Consider the following 21562-nt stretch of genomic DNA (forward strand, 5'->3'; position numbering starts at 1 on the left):
TTCTTTCCGCCCGCTGACCTTACGTCGCGCTTTTAAGCGAGCCGATCAAATCGTTAGCCTCTTGCAGCAGACTTTTCAACCGCTCCGCCTTTTCTATTGCGTCATCCAGTCCGGAGGTATCTGCTCCGATTTCGATTGTGATTCCTCTTATGGTCCCTTTTTCCTCCTGATCTTCGCCGTCCTCGCCGTCGAAAGAAACCAAGATTGAAGAATCAAAATTGCAAAGCGGGCGGACCCCGCTGCTGCCGTAGTAGGCGTTGCCGTTGTACAGCGTCCCATCGGAGATGACGATCCGGACGTCGCACGCGTAGGAAGCAATCGTTGAGTACGGCGTGATCGTCCACCACCAGCCGTTCACCGGCGAAATAAGTTTCCTGAACTTTCGATACTGGTTGCAGCTTAAAAGGCCCACTCTGTCGATGCTGATCCCGTAATCATTGAGCCCGTCTTCTGAAACGAGGTCAAATTTCGTCTGGTGAATCGCATCCTCAGAAGCGCCGTTTTCGGTAAGGCTTTCCAGAAACTCGCCGTTGAGGTATTCCCGGAGTGAACTTTCCCTCCAATCGTTGTGATTTTCTTTGTCAAACGCCTTGTTTCCGATGCTTTCGGCTGCCAAGCAGAGCGCCCGGCCTGCCTCCTGTTCAAGTACCTGCCAATTCACGCCGCCATAGGCGAATTTTCCGCCCGGCTTGATTGTTCTAAGAGCTTTCATATATTTGTCCTTTCCGCCTTTCGGCTTAGATTTTTCGGCCTTCCGCGATTTTCCCGGCTGCGGAAGGTGAGCGCCGGTTATCCTAATTGCGCGCTGCTCCCGACGCGGATTATTTAATACCACAAATTGCTTTGGCGGCATATAAGGCGTTCGGGTTCCTGAGCCTTACCCAAGCTCGTTCTGACCGCGCCCAATGGAACCCGTTGCTTTTGAGCGCCTGAATTACCGTGCTGTCCGGCTTCTCATCGTGCCGGACCATAACACGGTTTGTGTCTGCGTCGCTGATTATTTCGCCGCCGTCGAATTTGATTGTTTCGGCTGGCATCTGATCCACCCGCTCCAAATGAGCGATCCGGTCTTTTATTCGCTTGATGTCCTTGCCGAGATAGGGGAGCGTGTACCACGGGGCCGGTTCTTTCCCTGCCGCCCGCGCCGCCTTGTTGCTGGCTTTCACCCGTTCCCGCTCCGCTTCCAGATCGGCAAGTTTGCTTTTGAGCTTTTCGATAGCCTCCGGATCGTCGCTGGAAATGGTGCTGTTGCTCTCCGCCGCCTCCGCCCGGCCTGCATAATAGGCGGCCTTTTCGTCTGCCTCAACCGCTTTTCCCAATGCGTTCCAGCTTTTTTCACGCAAGCGAGGAAGCGCCGGACGTCCTTCAATATTCGGCTGCCCGAAAGGAATATCCTTAACGAGATCATGGCTGCGCTTATATTGCCGGTCCGATTCCTCCGTTGCCTTCCGCGCCGCGCCGTTCAGCCGGTCGATCCGCGCCTGACGGCGTTCCTCATAATCTGCTCTGCCTGACATATGTAATCCTCCTTTGCCGCTGTGCGGCTATGAATTTCGGATATTCGGCAGGCAACCATACGTTTTCAAGTGCCACGCCTCATATTTTTTTACATTCTCAGGGTCCGAAAAATAGCGCCTCGCCATTTCAAGTACCTGCTCGGCTACATGGTCGCTTACCACGCATTTTTCGCCTTTTCTGTTCATTTGTGGTCAACCCTTCCTATTCGCTGAATCGTGCGGCGGGCATTTAGCCCGCCCTTTTCGCTTCGCTGACGAGCCGCGCGCCCTCAATCATATACAGAATCTTCATCTGCACCGATTCAGGGAGCTTTGCAATCTCCGCGGCCAATTCCCGGAGCTTTGCCATGCTGTCCGCCTCGGTGACGGCCTTTTCCCTGATTTCTTCCGCCATGTGTTTTCACCCCCTGTTTTCTGCCTCTGTTCCTACGCTGCAATATCATAATAATTCAGCGTAGGATATTTGTCAATACTTTTTGCAAAAAAATATTGCAACGTCGTATTTTATATGCTATTATTGGCTTAATGAAAGAAGGTGTGATTTTGGAAATTGGTAGTAGAGTAAAAATACTCCGCAAAGAGCTCGGTTTGAATCAAACTGAATTCGGAGAAAAAATTGGGTTTAAGCAAGCTGCTATTGGTCTTTGGGAAAACGGGCAGCGAGCGATTTCCGACAGCGCAATTTTGCTAATATGTGAGAAGTACAATGTTTCTGAAACCTGGCTACGAACCGGGAAAGGCGAAATGTTCAAGCGAGACGAGGACGCCGCTGTTTCCCAGCTTGCACACGAATTCTCATTAAGCACGTTAGGACAGGCAATCATTAAAGGCTATCTTCATTTAGGGGAACCTGAGAAGGCCGTAATCGGGGAATACATAAAATCAGTAGCGCAAGAGTACGAAAGGGCCGACACTGTTCACATCAGCGGGGATGAAGACATTGATCCTGACATAAAAAAAGAGCTTGACAGCTATCGTCAGGAGCTCGAACAGGAAAAAAAGTACCCAAACGTCGTCAGTTTCACAAGATACAGGAAAAGACGTCGTTTGAACGGCGGCGGGGGGAGCCAAAATAGTCAATAAAAAACCCTCTCAGCGTTGGTAACGCTGAGAGGGCAAATTGCAGTAAACCTTTATTATTTATTGGGAGGGTAGATTATGGGAAAATCACTTCAAAGTACGGCCTGCGCTGTTTCTGCGATAGTTACAATACCGCCGCTCGGTATATTTTTGATTTACAAATATCCTAAATGGTCCGTTCCCGTTAGAATCACGATCACAATCATAGCCGCCATTTGGTCTATATTTTGGGCGGTTATTATGGTGTTTGGATTTCCTTTCATTGACTTACTCTTTTTCCTGCTTTTTGCCTTTATTGTTTTTTTAGTCAATTCGCGCTCCACAAAATCCGATCCTTCGCCAATCGAGGATAAGCCTTATTTTGATAAGGAAAATCAACATCTTAATGTCCCTGCTCGTTACGGCGGCAACGAACTTGCATATCATTATGAAAACGTCGATGTTGCTGGTGCAAAGTACCGCAATCAGACTGTTGACGAATCATTACTCGGTAAAGAAATTTCATTTCTTCCTGAACCTGAGAACGAGCATGATTCCAGTGCATTAAAAATTATGTGTGGCAGCGCAATGTTGGGGTATGTGCATAAAGGCAAAATCCGCGATATGATTTTTGACTGGAAGAAACGAAACAATATGATCTTTTCCGTTGTAAGTCAAATCGATACTGAAAATAAAAGCATAAAATATTTCATTGCGTTTTATAAGCCGATTGATGTGTCTGCAATTTTGGACGCTTGCAAAGAAGAACTGAAAGATTCCAATAATGAATATTCTGATGATGAGGGGACGCTATGAAAACCGTAATCTATGCCCGGTACAGTCCGGGCGGCGGGCAGACCGAGCAATCCATTGAAGGGCAGATCCGGGAATGCAAGGATTATGCAAAGCTCCACGACCTGACTATCGTTGACAAGTACGTTGATCGGCATATCACCGGGAAAACGGACCATAGGCCCAATTTCCAGCGGATGATAAAAGACAGTGAAAAACACCTTTTTGACGCTGTGCTTGTCTGGAAAACGGACCGCTTTGCCCGCAATAGGTATGACAGCGCGATTTATAAAAACCGTCTGAAAAAGAACGGCGTCAAAGTCTTTTACGCAAAGGAAAACATACCGGACGGCCCGGAGGGAATCATCCTTGAAAGTATGCTGGAAGGCATGGCCGAATATTACAGCGCGGAGCTGTCTCAAAAGATCAAGCGCGGTATGCGGGAAAGCGCCCATAAGTGCCATGTTACGGGCGGATACCTTGCCCTGGGATATAAGATAGGGGAGGACAAGTCCTTTGAAATCGACGAGAAGCAGGCCCCTATCGTCAAAAAAATATTTGAAATGTATGACGGCGGCTCCACGGTTACGGACATTTGTCAGGAGCTAAATTCCATCGGTGTCAAAACCGCTCGCGGCGCGAAGTTCAATAAAAACAGTCTTCGCACGATTCTTAAAAATGAAAAATATATCGGCGTCTATGAGGCTCAGGGAGTACGCGTCGAAGGGGGAGTGCCCGCCATTATCGACAAAGAATTATTTGCGCGTGTGCAGGGCCGCATTGCCGAAAATCATCAATTCGGCGCGAGAAAAAAGGCCAAGGTCAATTACTATCTTTCCGGAAAACTCTATTGTGGCTCCTGCGGTGCGGGCATGGCCGGGGAGTATGGCACCGGCAAGCACGGCGAAAGGCACTATTATTATATCTGCACCAATAAAAAGCGTCTGAAAACATGTGACAGGCGAGCCGTCCGGAAAGACTGGCTCGAAAATCTCATTGTTGACGCTACCGAGGAATATATTGTGAATCCGGAGAAGCTGGACGCTATCGCCAAAAAGTGCGCGGAGATTCAGGCGCGCGACACGTCGCAAAGTGACGAGCTCCGTTATCTGAACAAGCAGCTTTCCGAAACGAAAGGCCGTATTGAAAATCTAATGGCCGCCATTGAGCAGGGCGTTGTTACAAAGACAACGAAAAAGCGGCTCTCCGAACTGGAGGCCGCTCAGGAAAAGATAGAGTACAACATCGAGGAATGCAGCATAAAACAACCGCATGTAGGCGAGCGGGAAATTCGTTACCTGCTTTCCCAATTTCAGCGGGAAACAGATGAGCCGCTGGAGGAATACAAGGAAAACCTGATCGAGTGCTTTGTAAATTCCGTTCAGTTATTCGACGATCACCTTGTCGTATTCTATAACCTCACAAATGAAAAGAACGAGCTCGAAAGCTCGTTCGTGAAGTTCTTCTCCGACCCCGGAAATCCAGATAATCCGGGCGTTTCCGGGGGTTCGGATATTGAACTGTTTGGTGGAGATGACGAGAGTCGAACTCGTGTCCGAGAATTGCTTGCCAGGGCCTTCTACGAGTGTAGCCGGTGATTTAACATTCCCTCAGCGCGGCGCCCAACGGCAGGCTTCGCGCTTTGGTAGCCTTTCAACCGTGACCGGGGTAAAGGCGTTCCCCGGTTCACGTTCACCGCTAATCGACGCTCTTATCCGGGCCGCGGTGCTCCCGGTAAGAACGGCAGTCTAATTAGGCTGCGTACGCCATCCCATAATTGTAGTTATAGTTAGCGTTTTCAGTTTTGTCATTTATTATTGCTTTGCGAAAATAAAGCATTCCGCATCGCTACTCGCTTACCCTGGTTGACAATCCCCGTCGAAGCCTTTACATCCCCATGTTATCGGATTAACGGTTACGATCCTTTATGGCGCGCTCCATATCACGTTTGGCCGCTCTTGCCGCCATATCGGCACGTTTATCATACAGCTTTTTGCCCTTGCAAAGACCAACCTGAACCTTAACCATTGAACCCTTCAAATAGACGGACAAAGGAATCAGCGCATACCCATCCTGCTTTACCAGTCCGAACAGTCTTAGGATTTCCTTTTTATGCATCAGCAAACGGCGAACCCGCATCGGATCCCGGTTAAAGATATTCCCGTGTTCATACGGGCTGATATGCATTCCTCTGATCTGCAGTTCCCCGTTGTCGACCGCGCACCAGGCATCCTTCAGGTTCACCTGACCATTGCGGATGGATTTCACCTCTGTCCCGCAAAGCTCGATGCCGGCCTCCATGCTCTCCTCTACAAAGTAGTCATGATAGGCTTTTTTATTTTTCGCAATCGTTTTAAAAGAATCCTTCTGCATAAAAAGCCCCTTTTCCCCGGGAATTAGAGAATATCATATTTCCCGCCGGTTGTCAAGAGTTATGTAAACCGGCGGAATTCAGATTTCGCTTCGGCCCTCCAGCGCGCGGGTCAGCGTAAATTCGTCCGCGTATTCCAGGTCTCCCCCGACGGGAATTCCGTAGGCCAGGCGCGTAACCTTCACGCCGAGCGGCTTTAAAAGCCGTGAAATGTACATGGCGGTAGCCTCGCCTTCAACGGTCGGATTGGTCGCCATGATAACCTCTGTGACTTTCGGGCCTGTCTCCCCGATTCTGGCCAGCAGTTCTTTCACACACAGCTGATCGGGTCCGATTCCGTTCAGCGGGGAGATGACGCCGTGAAGGACATGATAGACCGCGTTAAACTCGTGGGTGCGCTCCAGAGCGATCACGTCGCGGGGATCCTCCACAACACAGATCACGGAATGATCGCGCGCGGCATTGCGGCAAATCGGGCAAAGCTCCTCATCCGTCAGATTGCAGCATACTTTACAGTAATGGATTTTTTTGTGCGCTTCCAGAATCGCGTCCGACAATTCCTTGACGCCGTCGTCGGAAAGGCCGAGCACATAGTAGGCAAGCCGCTGCGCGCTTTTGCCGCCGATGCCCGGCAGCCGCTCAAACTGGTCGATCAGACGTGACAGGGGCGGAATATGATAGGCCGGCATCGCTTAAAAGAGCCCCGGGACATTCAGTCCGCCCGAGATTTTTTCCATTTGTTCCGTTTTGTCGTTCGCGGCGGAACGCAGCGCTTCGTTCACCGCGGCAAGAATCAGGTCGGAAAGCATTTCAACATCTTCCGGGTCCACAACCTCCGGTTTGATCTCCACCGATTTCACTTCCATCTTCCCCGTCACGGTCGCGCGCACCGCGTCCCCGCCGGAAGAGGCCGTGTATTCCTTTTCTTCCAATTCCTGAGTCGTCTGTGCCATTTGCTCCTGCAGCTTTTGCGCCTGACGCGCGATCTGCTGCAGATTGGACGCGCCGCCTCCGCCGTATCCCTGTGGCAGTCTTGCTTTCATCGTGATCTCCTCCTGTTATTTCGTTTCAACCGGAATCCCCTGATCCTCCGCCTTCTGCGCCAGCTGCGCGAGCGGGTCGTCCTCCGGGCTGTCCTTCTTCGGCTTCCGGTATGGGCCGAGATTGTAAGTCCGGCCCGTCACCTGCTGGATCGCCTTACGCATATTTTCGCGCTGTTCGGGCTTCCGAAGCAGCTTGAATGCAATTTCATTCGGGGCGTCGATCAGAACGTACTCCCCGCTGAGATAGGCGGTGGAACCGGTGAACGCCGCCGCGACCGTGTGAGAATAGCTTTTCAGGGCCTGTACGATTTCCGGCCATTCGGCCAGTTGTTCCGCGTCCGCTTTCAGTTCGCCGATCAGCTGCTCCGGCTCCGGCGAAGAGGCGGACCTCTTTTGGGGCGTTTCCGTGTCCCCCGGCGCCGGTGCTTCAGGGCAGCCGCCCGCGTCGGGCGGTTCCGGCTCTTTTCTTTGCGCCGCCGGGGCCGCCGCGCGCCGGGACGGCATCGCCGCTGTCCGCTGAGGGGGCGCTCCATGCTCCAGCGCCTCGATTCGCCGCAGCAGCGCCTGTGCGGAAGTATCCAGCCGCGGCGAACAAAGACGTATCATCGCAAGTTCGAATTCAACCCCGCCGGTCTCCGCCGCGAAACATTTTTTCAAGCGTCGCCTGCAGCGCGTCGATCGCGTGCAGGATTGTTTCAATCGAAATTGCCCTGGACTGCTCCGTCAGCTCGCCGTATTCCGAATCAGTCACCGCGAGAAGCGACCGGGGCTCTTTCATCGTTTTGATCAGCATCAGGCTGCGAAAATGGGAGGACAATTCCTCGCACAGCCTAGCCATATCCTTGGAAGAAGCGTGCAGGCGGTCGATCATCTCAAGCGCGGCGGCGGAATCCTGACGGCGAACCGCGTCGGCCAGCTCAAACAGATGATTCCGGCCGACAAGTCCGGCCGTTTCCACCACAACGTCCTCCGTCACCGTTTTGGCGCGGCCGAAGCACTGGTCCAGAATCGAAAGCGCGTCGCGCAGCGCGCCGTCGGCCAGACGGGCGATCAGAAGCGCCGCCTGCGGTTCAATGGAAGCGTCCTCGTGCTCCGCGACATAGGTGAGCCGTTCGGCAATCTCCTGCGGCGGTATTCTGTGAAAATCAAAGCGCTGACACCTTGACAGAATCGTCGCCGGCAGCTTGTGAACCTCGGTGGTGGCGAGGATAAAAATCACATGCGCCGGCGGTTCCTCCAGCGTTTTGAGCAGCGCGTTAAACGCGCCGACGGAAAGCATGTGCACTTCGTCAATAATATAAACCCGGTATTTCGCCGCGGCGGGCGTAAAATTCGCTTCTTCGCGCAGGGTGCGGATGCTGTCGACTCCGTTATTGGAGGCCGCGTCGATTTCGACGATGTCCATGACCGACCCGTCGTCGATCCCGCGGCAGATTTCACATTCCCCGCAGGGATCCCCGTCCTTCGGGTTCAGGCAGTTGACCGCCTTTGCCAGAATTTTCGCGCAGGTGGTTTTACCGGTTCCGCGGGAACCGGTAAAAAGATACGCGTGAGCGACACGACCGGACGTCAGTTCGTTTTTCAGCGTCTCGGTGACCTGCGGCTGGCCGACTACGTCGGAAAAGGACTTCGGCCTCCATTTTCTGTACAGCACCTGATACATGCCAAATCACCGCCCTCCAAAAACGGAAAGCAAGACAGGCCGCGATGCCGCGGCGCTCATGCGATTGGATATGCGGACGAACAGACTTAACTGCGTCGCACGGAGCAACTCCGCTTAATGCTGCTCGGTTCCCCGCCTGACATGGTTCACGGCGCCCCGCCGCACAGAGCCCGCCCGGCCGCATATCCCATCGCACGCATTTCTGCCTTGCTTTATTCTGCGTGTGTAAAGATCACGTTGTTATTATACCCTATTCTTCCCGAAAAGACAACCCGTATTTTATGTTTTCGGGTCATCCGGGGTGCCGGCCCCAATCATCTTCAAGGAACGTTCTGCCGCCTCCTTGGAAAAAACATCCGGGAGTTCCTCTTCCGGATTCCCAGGAGCCTCCGCCGCTCTTTTTCCGCGAGCTGCCCCCGCTTTCTCAGTGCTTGAGCATCGTTTTTCATAGATCCCCCTGCAGGGATGCGTACTGTTTTCCGCTATCATACCACATTGGAATCCAACCGGCAAGTTTGCGCGGAAAGACGTGACTCATGGCAGCATGCAGCATATGGATCTTGACAAGCTGATAAGCACATGGTATTGTTTCATTTAGATGAACGTCTAAACGATAGGAAATGACCGCTTGGCTCTTGCAAACACCTTCAAAGCACTTTCTGACCCAACGCGACGCGAAATTCTGAATCTTTTGGGGGTACGGCCGCTGTCTGCGGGAGAAATCGGCGCTCATTTCTCCATGACGGGGGCAACGGTTTCCCATCACCTGGCAATTTTGAAAGACGCGGGACTTGTTTTCGACCGGCACGAGGGAAAGTATATTTTTTATGAGCTGAACCTCTCCGTCTTTGAAGAAGTCTTGAACTGGTTTCAAACATTTTTGGATCAAAAAGGAGATTCCCATGAAGAAGCTGAAAAAAAGTGATTTGTTTTACTGGTTTTTCGCCGTTCTGCCATTTTTGATTTCAGCTGCGTTTTATCCCTATCTGCCGGATCAGATCGCGGATCACTGGAACAGCGCCGGCGCTGCGGACGGTTACAGTTCCAAAGCATTCGCTTTGTTTTTTACACCCGCGTTTTTGATGGCAGTCACCTTGTTCGTGGGACTGATGTTCCGCATTGACCCTCAGAAAGAAAATATTAATCGATCCGTAAAGCTTAAGACAACCGTACTCTGGTTCTTGGTTCTTTTGAACAACGCCGTCAATCTTCTTACGATTGCATATGCGTTTCACAAGCGGCTGAACACCACTGCGATTATTTTCTCCTTTTTGGGCGCGGGCCTTGCCGTCGCAGGCAATTATTTACCCAAATGCAAATATAACTATACGATGGGGATCCGGGTCCCGTGGACGCTTGCCAGCGAAAGCAACTGGGAAAAAACGCACCGCATGGCGGGGCCCATCTGGGTGGCGGGCGGTGTACTGATTGCGCCGATGATTTATTCCTACGCGATTTTCAGGCGCGGCAACTGAGAGGATTGAAAATTTTAAAGAACCAGAGATGATATTCATGATTTCTTTGTCCGTTTTATTGGCGTTTGCCTTTGCGGCGGTCTGCACGCTGATTGTTCCCGCAATCCTGCTTTTCGTACTTTGCCTGAAGCACAAAATCAGCCAAAAGCCCATGTGGATCGGCGCTGCGGCGTTTTTTGTCTCTCAAATCTGCCTGCGCCTGCCGATTCTGTCCGCACTGGGCAAGCAGGAGTGGTTTCAAGCCTTTGCGAAAAACAATTTTATCCCCTATGTGATTGCGCTCGCATTCACCGCCGGGCTGTTTGAAGAGGGCGCGCGTTATCTCGGCGCTCGTTATCTTTTGAAAAAGCAGCGGGCCTTCCGGGACGCGGTCGCGTTCGGGTTGGGCCATGGTCTGTGCGAAACCGTGCTGCTGGTCGGTCTGACGGAGGTTTCCAACCTGATTTTCTGTCTGATGCTGAACAACGGCACTCTTCCCGCATCCGCCCCGGCTCTAAAGCCGGCTGTCGACGCGCTTTTGGCCGTTGCGCCGTACACCGTTTACATGGCTGTCTGGGAACGTATCTTTACCGTCCTGTTTCATGTTTTCGCGTCCGTCCTGGTGTTTCTCGGCGTCAGAGAAGGAAAATTCCGCTTCTGGCTGTATGCGCTCGCCGCTCATACCCTGACGGATTCGGTCATCCCGCTTCTCTCGAAATACGGAACTGCCTGGGCCAGCGAATTTGCCGTCGGCATTGTCGGCGCTGCCGGCCTGTGGCTTGTATTTCAAATGCGTCCGGCGTTTCAGAAGAAAGAATTGACAGACGAAAGCGCATGATCCGCCCTTTTCCAAGGCCTTTTCGTATGTTATAATAGAGACAGGAAACGACAAAAAGGGCGGCGATTACAGTTGTATCAAACATGGGAAGAACTGGAGCACGCGTGTCTGAACTGCACCAAATGCGGACTGTGCGAAGGGCGTACCAACGTCGTATTCGGAATGGGAAACCGGGATGCAAAAGTCCTGTTTGTCGGCGAGGGGCCGGGCGAGCAGGAGGACCTGCAGGGCAGACCGTTCGTCGGGCGCAGCGGACAGCTTCTTGACAAAATGCTTGACGCGGTGGATCTCAGCCGTGACAAAAACATTTATATCGGCAACATCGTCAAATGCAGGCCGCCGAAGAACCGCGACCCGATGCCGGAGGAGCAGGAGCAGTGCATCGGCTGGCTTCGGAATCAGGTTGCGCTGATGAGGCCGAAAATTATCGTCTGTCTGGGGCGCATCGCCGCGATGAAACTGATTCGTCCGGATTTTAAAATCACGAAGGAACACGGATTGTTCACCGAAAAAAGCGGAGTCTTGATGACCGCGACGCTCCACCCCCGCAGCGCTTTTGCGCAACCCGAACAACAAGCCGGGCGCCTTCGAGGATTTTCTAAAGCTGCGGGATAAAATGAACGAGCTTGGAATTGAGTAATGTTTTCGTGAACCCGACAACAGAAAAGGGACAGGCATTTAGCCCGTCCCTTTTCTGTTCAGCTTTCCGTAATCACGCCGCCGTTCACGTGAATGACCTGACCGGTTACGCAGGCCGAGTCTTCGCAGGCCAGATAGACGTAAGCCGGCGCAAGCTCAAACGGCTGCGCCGCCCGACCGAGCGGCACATCCTTGCCGAAGGCTGAAACCCTCTGCTCATCGAAGCTGGATGGAATCAGCGGAGTCCATACCGGCCCCGGCGCCACGGCATTGACGCGGATGCCTTTGGACGCAATTGACTGGGACAGCGACCTTGTAAATGAAACGATCGCGCCTTTGGTTGCGGAGTAGTCAATCAGAGATGGATTTCCCTGATACGCGGTGACGGAAGCGGTACTGATGATGGAACCGCCCTGGTTCATATGAGGCAAGGCGGCTTTCGTCATATAAAAACAGCTGAACACATTTGTTTCAAAGGTGTTATAGAGCTGTTCGCAAGAAATCTGTTCCATACCGTTCTGCGGAAACTGCACCGCAATGTTATTGACAAGAACATCTATTTTTCCGAAAACGGACATGGCTTTGTCAATGACCTGAATCGCGCCGGATTCCTTGCGCAGGTCGCATTTCACCGCGGTGCACTGTCTTCCCGCCGCCTTTACCATTTGAAAAGTCTTGTCCGCATCCTCCTGCTCTTCCAAATAGGCAAATACAATGTCCGCGCCTTCCTTGGCAAAAGCGACCGCCACCGCCTGCCCGATCCCGCTGTCTCCGCCCGTAATGACGGCAACGCGGTTCTGCAGCTTCTGGCAGCCCCGGTAGGCGGGATTGTCGGTGACCGGCTGCGGATTCATCTGCTGCTGACAGCCCGGCTGTTTGCCCTGATGCTGGGCCGGAAAATCCATCGGCGTTGCCGCCGGGGCATTCTGATATGTGCTTTTGATGTCTGCCAAAATCATCAATCCTTTCACTTGTTTTTCCGGACAGAATCTGCCGGCTTAACGTCTAAAATAGTTTAGCCTTTTTTGCAAGCCCTATCCCGAAAAATAATGCCGCCCCTTTCGGGGCGGCAAGTGGAGAGAAAGTATTATGAAAAAAATTGGTTAATCCCCTTCGCGGGGAGACTTATAATCCATATTGATCTTATGTTCTCTTCTCTTTCGGAATAATCTTAGTATAAGGCCCCAATATGTCCGTGAAGTGAATCGAATATAAATGAAATAAGAAATATCTGTGAAGAAAGTAAGAATGAATGACTGATGAACATTTGAATGCTGCTCCCGTATATCGGGAAAAGGTATCGCGAATTGGAGGTTGCACATGGACAGAATTGCAGTATTGATCCCCTGTTACAACGAAGTGCGGACCGTGGCAAAGGTGATCTCGGATTTCCGGCGCACACTGCCGCAGGCTGTTGTTTACGTTTACGATAACAACTCGACGGACGGAACGGACCTTGCCGCCCGAGAAGCGGGCGCGGTTGTGCGGTACGAATACCGCCAGGGGAAAGGTCAGGTCATCCGCAGCATGTTCCGTGACATCGATGCCGAGTGTTATATTATCGCCGATGGGGACGACACCTATCCTGCCGAATGTGCCCGGCAGATGGCAAACATTATTTTAAATGAAAAAGCAGATATGGTAATCGGAGACCGGCTCTCCGCTACTTATTTTCAGGAGAATTCAAGGCCGTTCCACAGTGTTGGCAATACGCTGGTGAAAAGATCCATCAACTTCCTGTTTCACACGGACATCAGCGACATTTTGACCGGGTACCGCGCTTTCAGTTATGAGTTCGTCAAAACATTTCCGGTTTTATCAAAGGGATTCGAGATCGAAACGGAAATGACCATTCACGCTCTGGATAAAAATTTGGGAATTGAAAATGTCGTCGTGCCCTACCGGGACCGTCCGGCGGGCAGCGAATCCAAGCTGAACACGTATTCCGACGGGATCAAAGTACTGCGAACCGTGGTACGGCTGTATAAAAACTGCCGTCCGTTTCAATTCTTCGGATTTCTCGGCGGGCTGATGTTTTTGCTCGGCGCCGTCCTGATCGCACCCGTTTTCATCGAATATCTCAGAACAAGCCTGGTCCCGCGGATTCCCACCCTGATTGTCAGCGGTTTTCTGACGCTGGGCGCGCTGCTTTCCATTTTCTGCGGAGTAATACTGGACGTTCTGGCTCAGCAAAACCGACAGGACTTTGAACTTCGTTTGAATGAGTTTCACGAGATTCGCAGAATGAAGCACCACAAGACGAATCATGAAAATTGATCCTGACGGCCCGAAAACATCAAAAAAGCCGTCTCCCGAAGGAGGCGGCTTTTTTGAGTTCGATCTTACTCGATCACCTGGACATTGGCAGCGCGCAGCTTGCCGTTACGGGAATCCGTTTCAGTGTCATAGGAAACCTTCTGACCTTCGGAAAGAGTTTTATATCCGTCAGCCTGGATAGCGGAAAAATGTACAAACACATCTTCGCCGCCGTCGTCGTTGGAAATAAATCCATAGCCCTTTTCCGCATTAAACCATTTTACCGTGCCTTTATTCATTTCGAAAAGCACCTCCGATATTAGTATGTCCTAATGTGAAACTAAAAACTCACATCCAGCGCAAATCATTAAACGTTCAATGACTTACATAAAGATGTGAGTTCCATTGGCACATTTAGAAGACGGTACTCATTTTAACATAGAACCCGTTCTTTGTCAAACTGAATCTTATTAAAGCCTTAATTAAAAATTCCGTTTAATGTGCGGCAAGCCGGAGAAACTAACGAAAAAGAAAGGAGTATAAAATGGAACAGAATAAATCAAGCAAAGAAAACGAAGAACCAAGGCTGAAACTGAAAGACGATGTTTCTTTCATGGATGAACAGCCGGCTGCTTCCGCCATGGAATGTACCGGCCTGATGCCGTCTCTTCCCGCGACGGAAGACGAAGCCGAAAACTATTCCAATATCTATTCAGTCCCCGCGCCAAGGCAGATAGACGACCCGGAAATCCGAAGGAAGCCTCTTCGTCACCATAAAATCGGCGGAAAAAAATCCTAAGCCGAATTTTCCAAGCCGGTCCCGCAAAAACGGAACCGGCTTTTTAAAAAAGCGCAAAAAGAAGCCGCCTCGCCATAGCCTTACCAGCTATTTTGAGACGGCCCTAGAATTTACAACGTCAGCCCCAATGGGTGACGGTCAAAGTACGGGATGAAGAATTGCGGAAAGTTATTTCATGCTTTCCTCGTATTTCTTGACCATGTTCTTTACCATCTGGCCGCCGACAGAACCGGCTTCCTTCGTGGAAAGATCTCCGTTGTAACCCTGTTTCAGGTTCACACCGACTTCGGACGCAGCTTCCATCTTAAACTTATCCAGAGCTTCACGAGCTTCCGGAACAACATGTTTGTTACTGGACATAAAAGCAACACTCCTTCATTCAATCTTATTTCATTTCCCTTGCGTTTGCTTTACTATTTTGCGTTGTGATTTCTTTTTTATGAATGTAAATTTTTTCAATATCTAAAGATTATATTCCTTGAATGAATCCACGCCCGCAATCAGCAAAGCGGCGCATACCATAAGCAGCTGGTGGGGACTGATGAGCGTGTTGAATTTTGCGTTAAAATCGTGCGGCTCCAGCACCTGCCCGTCCAGCGTGTTCAGTGTTCTCTGAAGACTCAGAGTCGCCGTCCCGTCCTCCAGCCCCGCTATACTCAGGGTGTCCTTTGGGCTTGTGCCGCAGGTAACCGCGGTAGCTTCGGATCCTTTCAGCAGTGCTGCCGCATTGACGTTTTTTGATTCCAAAACATAAAGGAACCCCGGAGGGCATGGCAGCGGTTTTTGGGGTGGAAACCCATTTTTGAAAAGCACCATCCCTCTTTTCAGGCCGATTTCAGGTAATTTTTCGTATTCATATAAAAAATATTCCGGGGAAGAACCGTATTCCGAAACACGGTTCGGGCCGGAATATCTTACCCCTCCGTATTGTGGAAGTGCAGAAATCAGCGCCTGCGATACGGACGTGTCGTTCAGGTCTCCGCATAAAAAAATGTTTACCATGAATCATACGCCCCTGTTTTCAAAATTCTGAAAACAGTATTTACCTGCTCCGCTGAAATATGTAAGGTAATTGCCCCCAAATCGTTTTGGAGGTACTTATTTTTTTGACGGGGAATTTGGAATCTGCATTCCGGCCGGGTCAATCGTGTAATGATCCTTTGCAATCAGCTGGGAAACCGGAACAATGGTATATCCCTCCGACTGCAGTGTTTTTAAAACAGCCGGCAGCGCCGCGGGCGTGTTTTTGGCTCCGTTATGAAACAGAACAATGGAACCGGGTTTTACCTTTTTCGTTACGCGGTCAATAATCTGTTGCGGAGTGGGGTTTTTCCAGTCAAGAGAATCAACAAAAGATATAAAATTAACATTTGGGCTCTTCTAGGAATTTTCTGCAAATCCGCAGACGCGGCTGTCATTGTCCTGTTCCTGTTTTCCAGATTCAACGTCCAGCGTTTTATCCTATTCCTTTTCCTGCTGCTCCGCGGCTTTGCGGGCCGCCTCCCTTTCGTGAAACTCCTTGTAAATTTCGCAGATCCGCCGGTACGCGACCCGGTCGTCCTCCGGAGTTCGGTTCGGATTATGTACAACCTCACATTTCAGCGGCAACCCTATCACCCCCGAATCATTTTTATGTCCATCTGGTTGTACATCTTTCCGATAAATTTAATCCGGCTTTGCTTTGGCAAAGACGCCATGATCGATGCTGAAGAGTACTGTCATTGAAAAAATAATAAAAAATCGCAAAATATTCTCGTTTAACCACGCCGTTAATGATAAGATAAAGCCATTAAAAGTCTGTGCGAAATCGCAGCTTTCGTAACAGTTGATTCCCTGTTAGGAAATGAGCAAAAAAGAGCCCGTCACCACAGATCGTGACAGGCTGTTGGAAGATAACATAGAGCTTTTTAAAAAGTTGCCGATGGACAGAAAAAGCAGGCGCCCGACTCCCTTCGCTATCTGGTCGAGCATCAAGGGAAACCTACCGAAACAGCGTCTTAAACCGTTACTATGTATAAACCAGGGCCCCACCCTTTCAGCGGCCGCCTGAGAGGGCGATCCCATATCGGAGGATTTCAGAAATAGCGATAAAAAAACCCGCGCCGCAAACCCGGCGCGGGGGATTACTGCTCTGATTATTTGCTCTTCTTGAACAACGGAACTATTTGAATGCTGGCATCATCGGCCCATTCAATCAGGTCATTTACCGCGTTGCGGGTTACTTTCGTGTCTTCTTCCACGCTGGAAAGGCGCTCATCTATGGAACCCAACCGTTTTTCCATGGAACCCAACCGTTTTTCCATGGAATCCAACCTTTTTTCCATCGAATCCAAACGATTCCCCATAAAATCGAAACGTTTTCCCATAGAATCCAGTTGCCCGTTAATAGGCTGCAATTTCAAGTCCATAAGTTGGGCAATTGAATGCAAATCATTTTTGTCCAGCATGATAACACCGCCTTGTTCGTAAAGTATATCATTCACTCCTGCAAATTTCAAGATAAAAAAGGATTGAGATTGCTTATGATCGCCATTTACGCCCGCCAGTCCGTCGACAAAAAAGATTCGCTGAGCATCGACGGCCAGATTGAGCTATGCCGCAAAGAATGCAGCGAAGAGCCGGAGGTTTTTGCCGACCGCGGATATTCCGGCAAAAACACGGACAGACCGGCGTTCCAGAAAATGATGAAAGCCGTCAAGCGGGGAGAAGTTGACAAAATCATCGTTTACCGCCTGGACCGGATCAGCCGTTCCATCACCGACTTTGGGGCAGTATGGGATATGCTGAAAGAACACGGAACGGAATTTGTGTCGGTCAATGAAAAATTCGATACCTCCACCCCCGTCGGCCGAGCAATGGTTTATATCATCATGGTATTCGCCCAGCTTGAGCGTGAAACGATCGCGGAGCGAATCAAGGATAATTACTACCAGCGCGCAAAACGCGGCGTATACCCCGGAGGGCCGGCTCCGTTCGGATTCTCCGTAAAACGCACCGTATTGGGTGGAAAAGCCGCCTCCGTCCTCGTTCCCAACGAACACATCAAGACGGTCGAAGAAATTTTTGAGCGTTACGCTTATTCCGGGGTTTCGCTCGGCAGCATCGCCGCCCTGCTGGTCAAGCAGGGGATCACCGGAATCGGGCGCAAAACATGGGACAATGTGTCCATCAGCAGGATTCTTCACAATCCCGTTTACGTCAAGGCTGACGCCGACGTGTATTACTTTTACCGCGAAAAGGGCCTTGTCCTCTTTAATGAAATCGACGACTTTACCGGTAAAAAAGCGCTGTTCATCTGGGGCAGGCGGGACCGCGGCGCGAATAAGTACGCAAATCTGGACGAACAGCTTATCGCCCTTACCGCGCATGACGGAATCATTGATTCACGGACTTTCCTCGCCTGCCAGCGGAAGTTGGACAGCAATCGGCAGCTGAAGCGAACCGGATGCGGGAAATATACCTGGCTTTCCGGTCTGGTCAAGTGCGACCAATGCGGCTATTCGCTCAGGGTGATTCATACGCGCGGATATCTATATTTTTATTGCTCCGGTAAATCCAATCTGCACCTATGCGACGCAAAGCACACGGAGAGCGTCCGGGAAGTCGAAAATGAAGCCGCTGCACAAATTCAGGCGGAACTGGATCGCCTTGCAGACGCGCCTGAAAAGGATGAGCCGGTCGACAGCCATAACGCTGAAAAAATTGAAGTCGCCAAAATCGACGGTCAGATTGAAAACCTGATCGACCGTTTGGAAGAGTCTAATGAAATTACCATGCGTTATATGAACCAGCGTATCGCGGCTCTGGACTCCCGGAGAAGCGAGCTGCTGAACCTCATCAATACCGTTTCGAACCGCCCCCGTCCGAGTGTTCCGGATGTGCCGTTCGCAGAGCTGGACTTCGACGCGAAGAAAGCTATTGCTCACATGCTTGTCTCCCGTGTGGAGGCGGGACCTGAGCACGTGAAAGTCATATTTAAATAGTTAAGTACAACCTTTCCTTCCCTAAAAACAGGCGCGAAAAAGGCATCCGTTCAAAACGGATGCCCCATAATATTTTGTCCCGTGTTACGCCCGGGTTATCGACTGCTATCCCTGCTTTTGTTGTTTAGTCCTTAAAACAGTTTAAAATGACTCCAACGCCGAAATTAAAGCCTTCGGTTTGGCATGAAAAGTTAGGCTTGTTGAATATTTCCAACTTTTGTAGTGTAGCACGATTCATTGCTTTTGTCAAATAAAAAAAGAAACGGACGAAGGCTGTCCACATGATATTGATCAATTTCAATCTTTGAATACTATATGTTGATAACTCGGTTGAAATTGTGGATAGGAAAGAATGGCATTAAAATTTGCATTTTAACAAAAACCAACTTAAAGTTTACATAATCTTGCTTGCATTTGCACGTGTTTCAGCATATGATGGATTATAGAAAGGAGGAAAACCATGGGCGTTATATATGAAGTTATAAAACTTCCGGAAAAAGATAAGAAAAAATTTCTTGAAGGGATCATCAATCAGGAGGCATTTAAAAAATTTAATCCTGAAAAAATCAAGAGCCCAAAAGCAGGGGCCGGCAAATAGTACAAGAAACCGTGACGATAAAGTTACGGATATTTTTTTGCTCTTATTTCCTTTTATAGCTCAGCGCTGACCCGGGCGCGCCCTCAGCTGCAAACGAAAGTTTTTTATTTCCATATAATGTCATTGATTTTTTCACAGGGCTGTGGTATACTCTAGGAGTATTCTAAAATGTACGAAATGTCTCACATTTTTTGTAAGTCATTCACATTGTTGAAGATTTACAAAAAATGTGAGTTTTTTTTACGCGGCGGATACAATTTAATTTAATGGAGGTACCTGTTTATGAATAACGGTACAGTAAAATGGTTTAACGCAGATAAAGGCTATGGCTTTATTTCCAACGATGATGGCGGCGAGGATGTTTTCGTGCATTTCTCCGCTATCCAGTCTGACGGTTATAAATCATTGGAAGAAGGCCAGAAAGTAGTTTACGATACTGAAACGGATTCCCGCAACGGAAAGCTGCGCGCGTCAAACGTACGTATCGCATAAACCTCCGTTCCGCCCTATACGGGCGGTTCTTTTTCTTATTTTAGGTCGTCTAATTTTCGCCAAAACCGTTTGCTGTTTTGTTTGATGTAAACAGTGAATCTTTACGGAGGTCGAACATGAATCAAAACAACATCGTGGTTCTTAAAAGCAAACTTACCGTGTATACGGTCTGTTATCAAGAAGCGAAAAGAACCAAAGACCTAAAACGTATGATTCTTCTTGCGCCTATCATAAGCGACCTCCAAAACGAGATCGGAATTTTGGAAGAGTAACCTACGGGGGTGTTGCAAAATGAAAATTTTGCAACACCCCCGTTCATGTTGAAAAGTGATCTAAATACGAAGCTTTTGTTGAAAACTTTGCGAGACAAATCGTCGAAATAGGAATAGCAATGCTAAGCTCCGCCGTAAAGCGAAGCTGAAAAATCAATCATTTTCTGTTTTTCTGGAATCTACTCTTTTTGAAGGCAAAACAAATGTGTTTTTAACCTTCCTGTGTTGCATTTCGCACAGAGCTTGTTCAAGTTGTAGCCCATGCACAAAAGGTAAAGCTCCGTTGAAATGTTTGCCCGGCCCCGGGTAAGAAAGCGCTTGAATTTGCGGTTGCTTTTCAGAACGCCGAAGGCCCCTTCCACCTGGATAGAGCGGTTCATCCGAAGCGTAATTCCACGTTCGGTTTTAATGTTTTTCCGGGAATCGTCACTCAGGCGAACCAAATCCGTTTTCACTCTCAGTTCTTTCGGCGTGCCGCTTTTTGCCTTGCAGCAAGCTTCACGGCACGGGCAGCCGACGCAGCTATCGCACCGGTAATACGCCGTCGTTGGGAAATATCCCTGCCGATTCCGCTGCGTACTTTCGTGATGGAAAAGAAGCTTTCTGCCGGCCGCGCAGACATAGCAGTCTTGCTGTTTGTCATATTGCATATTCTCCCGGCGGCCGATCTGCTGCCTGAACTTTTTGCTTTTTTGTGCTTCGTAGTTGATGGGTTTGATGAAGCTGGTCTGCCCGTTTCCCTCCAGATACAGGTAGTTGTCCAGACTTTCATAGCCCGCGTCCGCCACAATATCCCGGTAGCGTTCCCCATGCTGCTGTTCGAGTCTGCGCAAAAAGGGTCGCAGCGTCCCGCTGTCCGTCCGGTTCGAAAAAGCCGCGGCGCCTGTGATGTACTCGCTGTTCACGGCAATCTGCACATTGTAGCCCGGTTTGAGCTGCCCGTTGCGCATATGGTCTTCCTTCATATGCATAAAGGTGGCATCCGGATCTGTTTTGGCATAACTGTTACGACTGTTTCCCATTAAAAACAGCTTCTTCTCATAGCCCTCCCACTTTTCCAGCAATGTAAAAATCTTCTCATACGCCCGCTGCCGGGGCGGCTTGCGGCGACCGGCTCCATGTACAAAATGAATTCCGTTTTTCTCACAGGCCGCCTTTTCCGATTTTACCAATTCACGGAACTTTTTCAGGGTCACATTGCCGGAAATTCCACGGCTTTCAAATTCCTCACGCACGGCATCCTTCACTTTGGCCAAATATTTCTCCGTCGTCTTGCGCCAGACAAACGTGTAGCGGTTCGCCCGGCTCTCCAGCTTGGTGCCGTCGATGAATACCTCGTCGTGCTCCGTCTCGCCCATCTGTTCCAGGCGCCGGACAAATTGGTAAAACAAATCTTCCACCGCTTCTTTGGTGCGTCCGGTGCGAAACCTCGCAAACGTGCTGTAGTCCGGCACCGGTTCTCCATTGAGCAGCCACATGAAGTCCACGCGTTTCCGGCAGGCCTCCTCCAGCTTTCGCGTCGAGTAGATGCCGCACATGTAACCGTACACCAATACCTCAAAGATGATCCGGGGTTCAGCCGCCGATTTCCTTCCCTGTGAAGAATAGGCGCGATACAGTTCCCTGTAATCCAGTTCCTCAAGCTGCGCGCTGGCAAGCCGTACCGGATCATCCTGCGGTATTGTTATTTCCATATCCATTGGGAGCGTCAACTGTTGATTTTTTCGCTCAAATCTGTTATGCTCTAAGAGCTTTTTATTTTCTTTCACAACTAAATTTTAAAGCA

The 21562-nt window shown here is 50.1% G+C and carries 27 protein-coding genes, 2 other RNA genes and 2 pseudogenes; 13 read left to right on the forward strand and 18 right to left on the reverse strand.

The window, feature by feature from the left end; all coding sequences use genetic code 11:
• Positions 1–19: 19 nt before the first annotated feature.
• The 4 genes from HCR03_RS06325 to HCR03_RS06340 form a co-directional block, all read right to left on the reverse strand.
• Positions 20–712 carry a DUF6273 domain-containing protein gene (locus HCR03_RS06325; protein WP_187037190.1) on the reverse strand — a complete coding sequence of 231 codons (693 nt, stop codon included), beginning with the start codon at positions 710–712 and terminating at the stop codon, positions 20–22.
• A gap of 109 nt (positions 713–821) precedes the next feature.
• Positions 822–1517: a DUF3560 domain-containing protein gene (locus tag HCR03_RS06330; RefSeq protein WP_187037192.1), complete on the reverse strand. Its 696-nt coding sequence runs from the start codon at positions 1515–1517 to the stop codon at positions 822–824.
• Positions 1518–1544: 27 nt separating this feature from the next.
• On the reverse strand, positions 1545–1703 hold the full coding sequence (locus HCR03_RS06335; RefSeq protein ID WP_187037194.1) for a gas vesicle protein GvpG: 159 nt from the start codon (positions 1701–1703) through the stop codon (positions 1545–1547).
• 43 nt (positions 1704–1746) lie between these two features.
• A complete protein-coding gene (locus HCR03_RS06340) occupies positions 1747–1911 on the reverse strand; it encodes a hypothetical protein (RefSeq protein ID WP_187037196.1) in 165 nt (54 codons plus the stop codon).
• 149 nt (positions 1912–2060) lie between these two features.
• Here HCR03_RS06340 and HCR03_RS06345 point away from each other — a divergent pair, with 149 nt between their 5' ends.
• The 3 genes and pseudogenes from HCR03_RS06345 to HCR03_RS20505 form a co-directional block, all read left to right on the forward strand.
• Complete coding sequence (locus HCR03_RS06345) at positions 2061–2600, forward strand: helix-turn-helix domain-containing protein (RefSeq protein WP_187037198.1); 540 nt, start codon at positions 2061–2063, stop codon at positions 2598–2600.
• 75 nt (positions 2601–2675) lie between these two features.
• Entirely contained in the window at positions 2676–3392 is a 717-nt protein-coding gene (locus HCR03_RS06350; protein WP_187037200.1) for a hypothetical protein, read from the forward strand.
• A pseudogene (locus tag HCR03_RS20505) lies at positions 3389–4315 on the forward strand (recombinase family protein); the annotation flags it as partial. The gene HCR03_RS06350 and the pseudogene HCR03_RS20505, both read left to right, overlap by 4 nt.
• A gap of 578 nt (positions 4316–4893) precedes the next feature.
• On the opposite strand, the gene ssrA reads toward HCR03_RS20505, so the two are convergent.
• The 7 genes from ssrA to ffs form a co-directional block, all read right to left on the reverse strand.
• Positions 4894–5265, reverse strand: a transfer-messenger RNA (tmRNA) gene (gene ssrA / locus HCR03_RS06365).
• Between the two features lie 11 nt (positions 5266–5276).
• Positions 5277–5741 (reverse strand): SsrA-binding protein SmpB, encoded by a 465-nt coding sequence (gene smpB / locus HCR03_RS06370; RefSeq protein WP_187037202.1) that lies wholly within the window; start codon positions 5739–5741, stop codon positions 5277–5279.
• 78 nt (positions 5742–5819) lie between these two features.
• Positions 5820–6428, reverse strand: coding sequence for a recombination mediator RecR (gene recR, locus HCR03_RS06375; protein WP_187037204.1), 609 nt, complete (start codon positions 6426–6428; stop codon positions 5820–5822).
• A gap of 3 nt (positions 6429–6431) precedes the next feature.
• Entirely contained in the window at positions 6432–6782 is a 351-nt protein-coding gene (locus HCR03_RS06380; RefSeq protein ID WP_187037207.1) for a YbaB/EbfC family nucleoid-associated protein, read from the reverse strand.
• Positions 6783–6797: 15 nt separating this feature from the next.
• Positions 6798–7439: a hypothetical protein gene (locus HCR03_RS19725; protein ID WP_228725129.1), complete on the reverse strand. Its 642-nt coding sequence runs from the start codon at positions 7437–7439 to the stop codon at positions 6798–6800.
• Positions 7402–8445 (reverse strand): DNA polymerase III subunit gamma/tau, encoded by a 1044-nt coding sequence (dnaX, locus tag HCR03_RS19730; RefSeq protein ID WP_228725130.1) that lies wholly within the window; start codon positions 8443–8445, stop codon positions 7402–7404. Before dnaX ends, HCR03_RS19725 begins: the two co-directional genes overlap by 38 nt.
• Before the next feature lie 75 nt (positions 8446–8520).
• Positions 8521–8621: signal recognition particle sRNA small type (gene ffs / locus HCR03_RS06390), an RNA gene on the reverse strand.
• A gap of 452 nt (positions 8622–9073) precedes the next feature.
• Here ffs and HCR03_RS06395 point away from each other — a divergent pair.
• The 4 genes and pseudogenes from HCR03_RS06395 (at position 9074) to HCR03_RS06410 (ending at position 11377) form a co-directional block, all read left to right on the forward strand.
• Positions 9074–9370, forward strand: coding sequence for an autorepressor SdpR family transcription factor (locus tag HCR03_RS06395; RefSeq protein WP_156990581.1), 297 nt, complete (start codon positions 9074–9076; stop codon positions 9368–9370).
• Positions 9348–9920: an SdpI family protein gene (locus HCR03_RS06400; RefSeq protein ID WP_187037209.1), complete on the forward strand. Its 573-nt coding sequence runs from the start codon at positions 9348–9350 to the stop codon at positions 9918–9920. The genes HCR03_RS06395 and HCR03_RS06400 overlap by 23 nt, the downstream gene beginning before the upstream one ends.
• A gap of 37 nt (positions 9921–9957) precedes the next feature.
• Positions 9958–10737: a YhfC family intramembrane metalloprotease gene (locus HCR03_RS06405; protein WP_066650003.1), complete on the forward strand. Its 780-nt coding sequence runs from the start codon at positions 9958–9960 to the stop codon at positions 10735–10737.
• Positions 10738–10809: 72 nt separating this feature from the next.
• Positions 10810–11377: pseudogene (locus tag HCR03_RS06410) on the forward strand (uracil-DNA glycosylase).
• Positions 11378–11435: 58 nt separating this feature from the next.
• Here the strand turns inward: HCR03_RS06410 and HCR03_RS06415 are convergent.
• A complete protein-coding gene (locus HCR03_RS06415) occupies positions 11436–12281 on the reverse strand; it encodes an SDR family oxidoreductase (protein WP_228725181.1) in 846 nt (281 codons plus the stop codon).
• A 415-nt stretch (positions 12282–12696) separates the two neighbouring features.
• On the opposite strand from HCR03_RS06415, the gene HCR03_RS06420 reads away from it, so the two are divergent.
• Positions 12697–13653 (forward strand): glycosyltransferase family 2 protein, encoded by a 957-nt coding sequence (locus HCR03_RS06420; protein WP_066649997.1) that lies wholly within the window; start codon positions 12697–12699, stop codon positions 13651–13653.
• Positions 13654–13718: 65 nt separating this feature from the next.
• On the opposite strand, the gene HCR03_RS06425 is transcribed toward HCR03_RS06420, so the two are convergent.
• Positions 13719–13931: a cold-shock protein gene (locus tag HCR03_RS06425; protein ID WP_066649990.1), complete on the reverse strand. Its 213-nt coding sequence runs from the start codon at positions 13929–13931 to the stop codon at positions 13719–13721.
• Between the two features lie 245 nt (positions 13932–14176).
• Between HCR03_RS06425 and HCR03_RS06430 the strand changes: the two genes are divergently transcribed.
• Positions 14177–14431 (forward strand): hypothetical protein, encoded by a 255-nt coding sequence (locus HCR03_RS06430; RefSeq protein ID WP_066649987.1) that lies wholly within the window; start codon positions 14177–14179, stop codon positions 14429–14431.
• Between the two features lie 168 nt (positions 14432–14599).
• Here HCR03_RS06430 and HCR03_RS06435 read toward each other — a convergent pair whose 3' ends face one another.
• The 4 genes from HCR03_RS06435 to HCR03_RS06450 form a co-directional block, all read right to left on the reverse strand.
• Positions 14600–14791, reverse strand: coding sequence for an alpha/beta-type small acid-soluble spore protein (locus HCR03_RS06435; RefSeq protein WP_066649984.1), 192 nt, complete (start codon positions 14789–14791; stop codon positions 14600–14602).
• Positions 14792–14893: 102 nt separating this feature from the next.
• Positions 14894–15433: a hypothetical protein gene (locus HCR03_RS06440; RefSeq protein ID WP_066649983.1), complete on the reverse strand. Its 540-nt coding sequence runs from the start codon at positions 15431–15433 to the stop codon at positions 14894–14896.
• A gap of 459 nt (positions 15434–15892) precedes the next feature.
• Complete coding sequence (locus tag HCR03_RS06445) at positions 15893–16039, reverse strand: hypothetical protein (RefSeq protein WP_156990578.1); 147 nt, start codon at positions 16037–16039, stop codon at positions 15893–15895.
• Positions 16040–16566: 527 nt separating this feature from the next.
• A complete protein-coding gene (locus HCR03_RS06450) occupies positions 16567–16878 on the reverse strand; it encodes a hypothetical protein (protein WP_187037214.1) in 312 nt (103 codons plus the stop codon).
• Positions 16879–16953: 75 nt separating this feature from the next.
• Here HCR03_RS06450 and HCR03_RS06455 point away from each other — a divergent pair, with 75 nt between their 5' ends.
• The 4 genes from HCR03_RS06455 to HCR03_RS06470 all read left to right on the forward strand — a co-directional run bounded on the left by HCR03_RS06455 (position 16954) and on the right by HCR03_RS06470 (position 19776).
• Positions 16954–18414, forward strand: a complete 1461-nt coding sequence (locus tag HCR03_RS06455; RefSeq protein WP_187037215.1) for a recombinase family protein — start codon at positions 16954–16956, stop codon at positions 18412–18414.
• 460 nt (positions 18415–18874) lie between these two features.
• On the forward strand, positions 18875–19012 hold the full coding sequence (locus HCR03_RS06460) for a hypothetical protein (RefSeq protein ID WP_156990577.1): 138 nt from the start codon (positions 18875–18877) through the stop codon (positions 19010–19012).
• A gap of 282 nt (positions 19013–19294) precedes the next feature.
• The gene (locus HCR03_RS06465; protein ID WP_066649973.1) at positions 19295–19504 is read left to right on the forward strand and encodes a cold-shock protein; all 210 of its coding nucleotides are present in this window, start codon (positions 19295–19297) and stop codon (positions 19502–19504) included.
• Between the two features lie 116 nt (positions 19505–19620).
• Complete coding sequence (locus HCR03_RS06470; protein WP_166525111.1) at positions 19621–19776, forward strand: hypothetical protein; 156 nt, start codon at positions 19621–19623, stop codon at positions 19774–19776.
• A 179-nt stretch (positions 19777–19955) separates the two neighbouring features.
• Here the strand turns inward: HCR03_RS06470 and HCR03_RS06475 are convergent, their stop codons facing one another.
• The gene (locus tag HCR03_RS06475) at positions 19956–21476 is read right to left on the reverse strand and encodes an IS1182 family transposase (RefSeq protein ID WP_187037217.1); all 1521 of its coding nucleotides are present in this window, start codon (positions 21474–21476) and stop codon (positions 19956–19958) included.
• Positions 21477–21562: the final 86 nt, after the last annotated feature.

The sequence above is a fragment of the Caproicibacter fermentans genome (assembly GCF_014303955.1).
Taxonomy (GTDB): Bacteria; Bacillota; Clostridia; order Oscillospirales; family Acutalibacteraceae; genus Caproicibacter; species Caproicibacter fermentans.

Coding starts and splice junctions, on each gene's coding strand:
- smpB (WP_187037202.1), bottom strand. CDS start 5,741: ATGCAGAAGGATTCTTTTAAAACGATTGCGAAAAATAAAAAAGCCTAT.
- HCR03_RS06380 (WP_187037207.1), bottom strand. CDS start 6,782: ATGAAAGCAAGACTGCCACAGGGATACGGCGGAGGCGGCGCGTCCAAT.
- HCR03_RS06325 (WP_187037190.1), bottom strand. CDS start 712: ATGAAAGCTCTTAGAACAATCAAGCCGGGCGGAAAATTCGCCTATGGC.
- HCR03_RS06460 (WP_156990577.1), top strand. CDS start 18,875: ATGGGCGTTATATATGAAGTTATAAAACTTCCGGAAAAAGATAAGAAA.
- HCR03_RS06350 (WP_187037200.1), top strand. CDS start 2,676: ATGGGAAAATCACTTCAAAGTACGGCCTGCGCTGTTTCTGCGATAGTT.
- HCR03_RS06400 (WP_187037209.1), top strand. CDS start 9,348: ATGAAGAAGCTGAAAAAAAGTGATTTGTTTTACTGGTTTTTCGCCGTT.
- recR (WP_187037204.1), bottom strand. CDS start 6,428: ATGCCGGCCTATCATATTCCGCCCCTGTCACGTCTGATCGACCAGTTT.
- HCR03_RS06435 (WP_066649984.1), bottom strand. CDS start 14,791: ATGTCCAGTAACAAACATGTTGTTCCGGAAGCTCGTGAAGCTCTGGAT.
- HCR03_RS06330 (WP_187037192.1), bottom strand. CDS start 1,517: ATGTCAGGCAGAGCAGATTATGAGGAACGCCGTCAGGCGCGGATCGAC.
- HCR03_RS06475 (WP_187037217.1), bottom strand. CDS start 21,476: ATGGATATGGAAATAACAATACCGCAGGATGATCCGGTACGGCTTGCC.
- HCR03_RS06335 (WP_187037194.1), bottom strand. CDS start 1,703: ATGAACAGAAAAGGCGAAAAATGCGTGGTAAGCGACCATGTAGCCGAG.
- HCR03_RS06415 (WP_228725181.1), bottom strand. CDS start 12,281: ATGGATTTTCCGGCCCAGCATCAGGGCAAACAGCCGGGCTGTCAGCAG.
- HCR03_RS06425 (WP_066649990.1), bottom strand. CDS start 13,931: ATGAATAAAGGCACGGTAAAATGGTTTAATGCGGAAAAGGGCTATGGA.
- HCR03_RS06465 (WP_066649973.1), top strand. CDS start 19,295: ATGAATAACGGTACAGTAAAATGGTTTAACGCAGATAAAGGCTATGGC.
- HCR03_RS06455 (WP_187037215.1), top strand. CDS start 16,954: ATGATCGCCATTTACGCCCGCCAGTCCGTCGACAAAAAAGATTCGCTG.
- HCR03_RS06405 (WP_066650003.1), top strand. CDS start 9,958: ATGATTTCTTTGTCCGTTTTATTGGCGTTTGCCTTTGCGGCGGTCTGC.
- HCR03_RS06420 (WP_066649997.1), top strand. CDS start 12,697: ATGGACAGAATTGCAGTATTGATCCCCTGTTACAACGAAGTGCGGACC.
- HCR03_RS06440 (WP_066649983.1), bottom strand. CDS start 15,433: ATGGTAAACATTTTTTTATGCGGAGACCTGAACGACACGTCCGTATCG.
- HCR03_RS06340 (WP_187037196.1), bottom strand. CDS start 1,911: ATGGCGGAAGAAATCAGGGAAAAGGCCGTCACCGAGGCGGACAGCATG.
- dnaX (WP_228725130.1), bottom strand. CDS start 8,445: ATGTATCAGGTGCTGTACAGAAAATGGAGGCCGAAGTCCTTTTCCGAC.
- HCR03_RS06430 (WP_066649987.1), top strand. CDS start 14,177: ATGGAACAGAATAAATCAAGCAAAGAAAACGAAGAACCAAGGCTGAAA.
- HCR03_RS06450 (WP_187037214.1), bottom strand. CDS start 16,878: ATGCTGGACAAAAATGATTTGCATTCAATTGCCCAACTTATGGACTTG.
- HCR03_RS06470 (WP_166525111.1), top strand. CDS start 19,621: ATGAATCAAAACAACATCGTGGTTCTTAAAAGCAAACTTACCGTGTAT.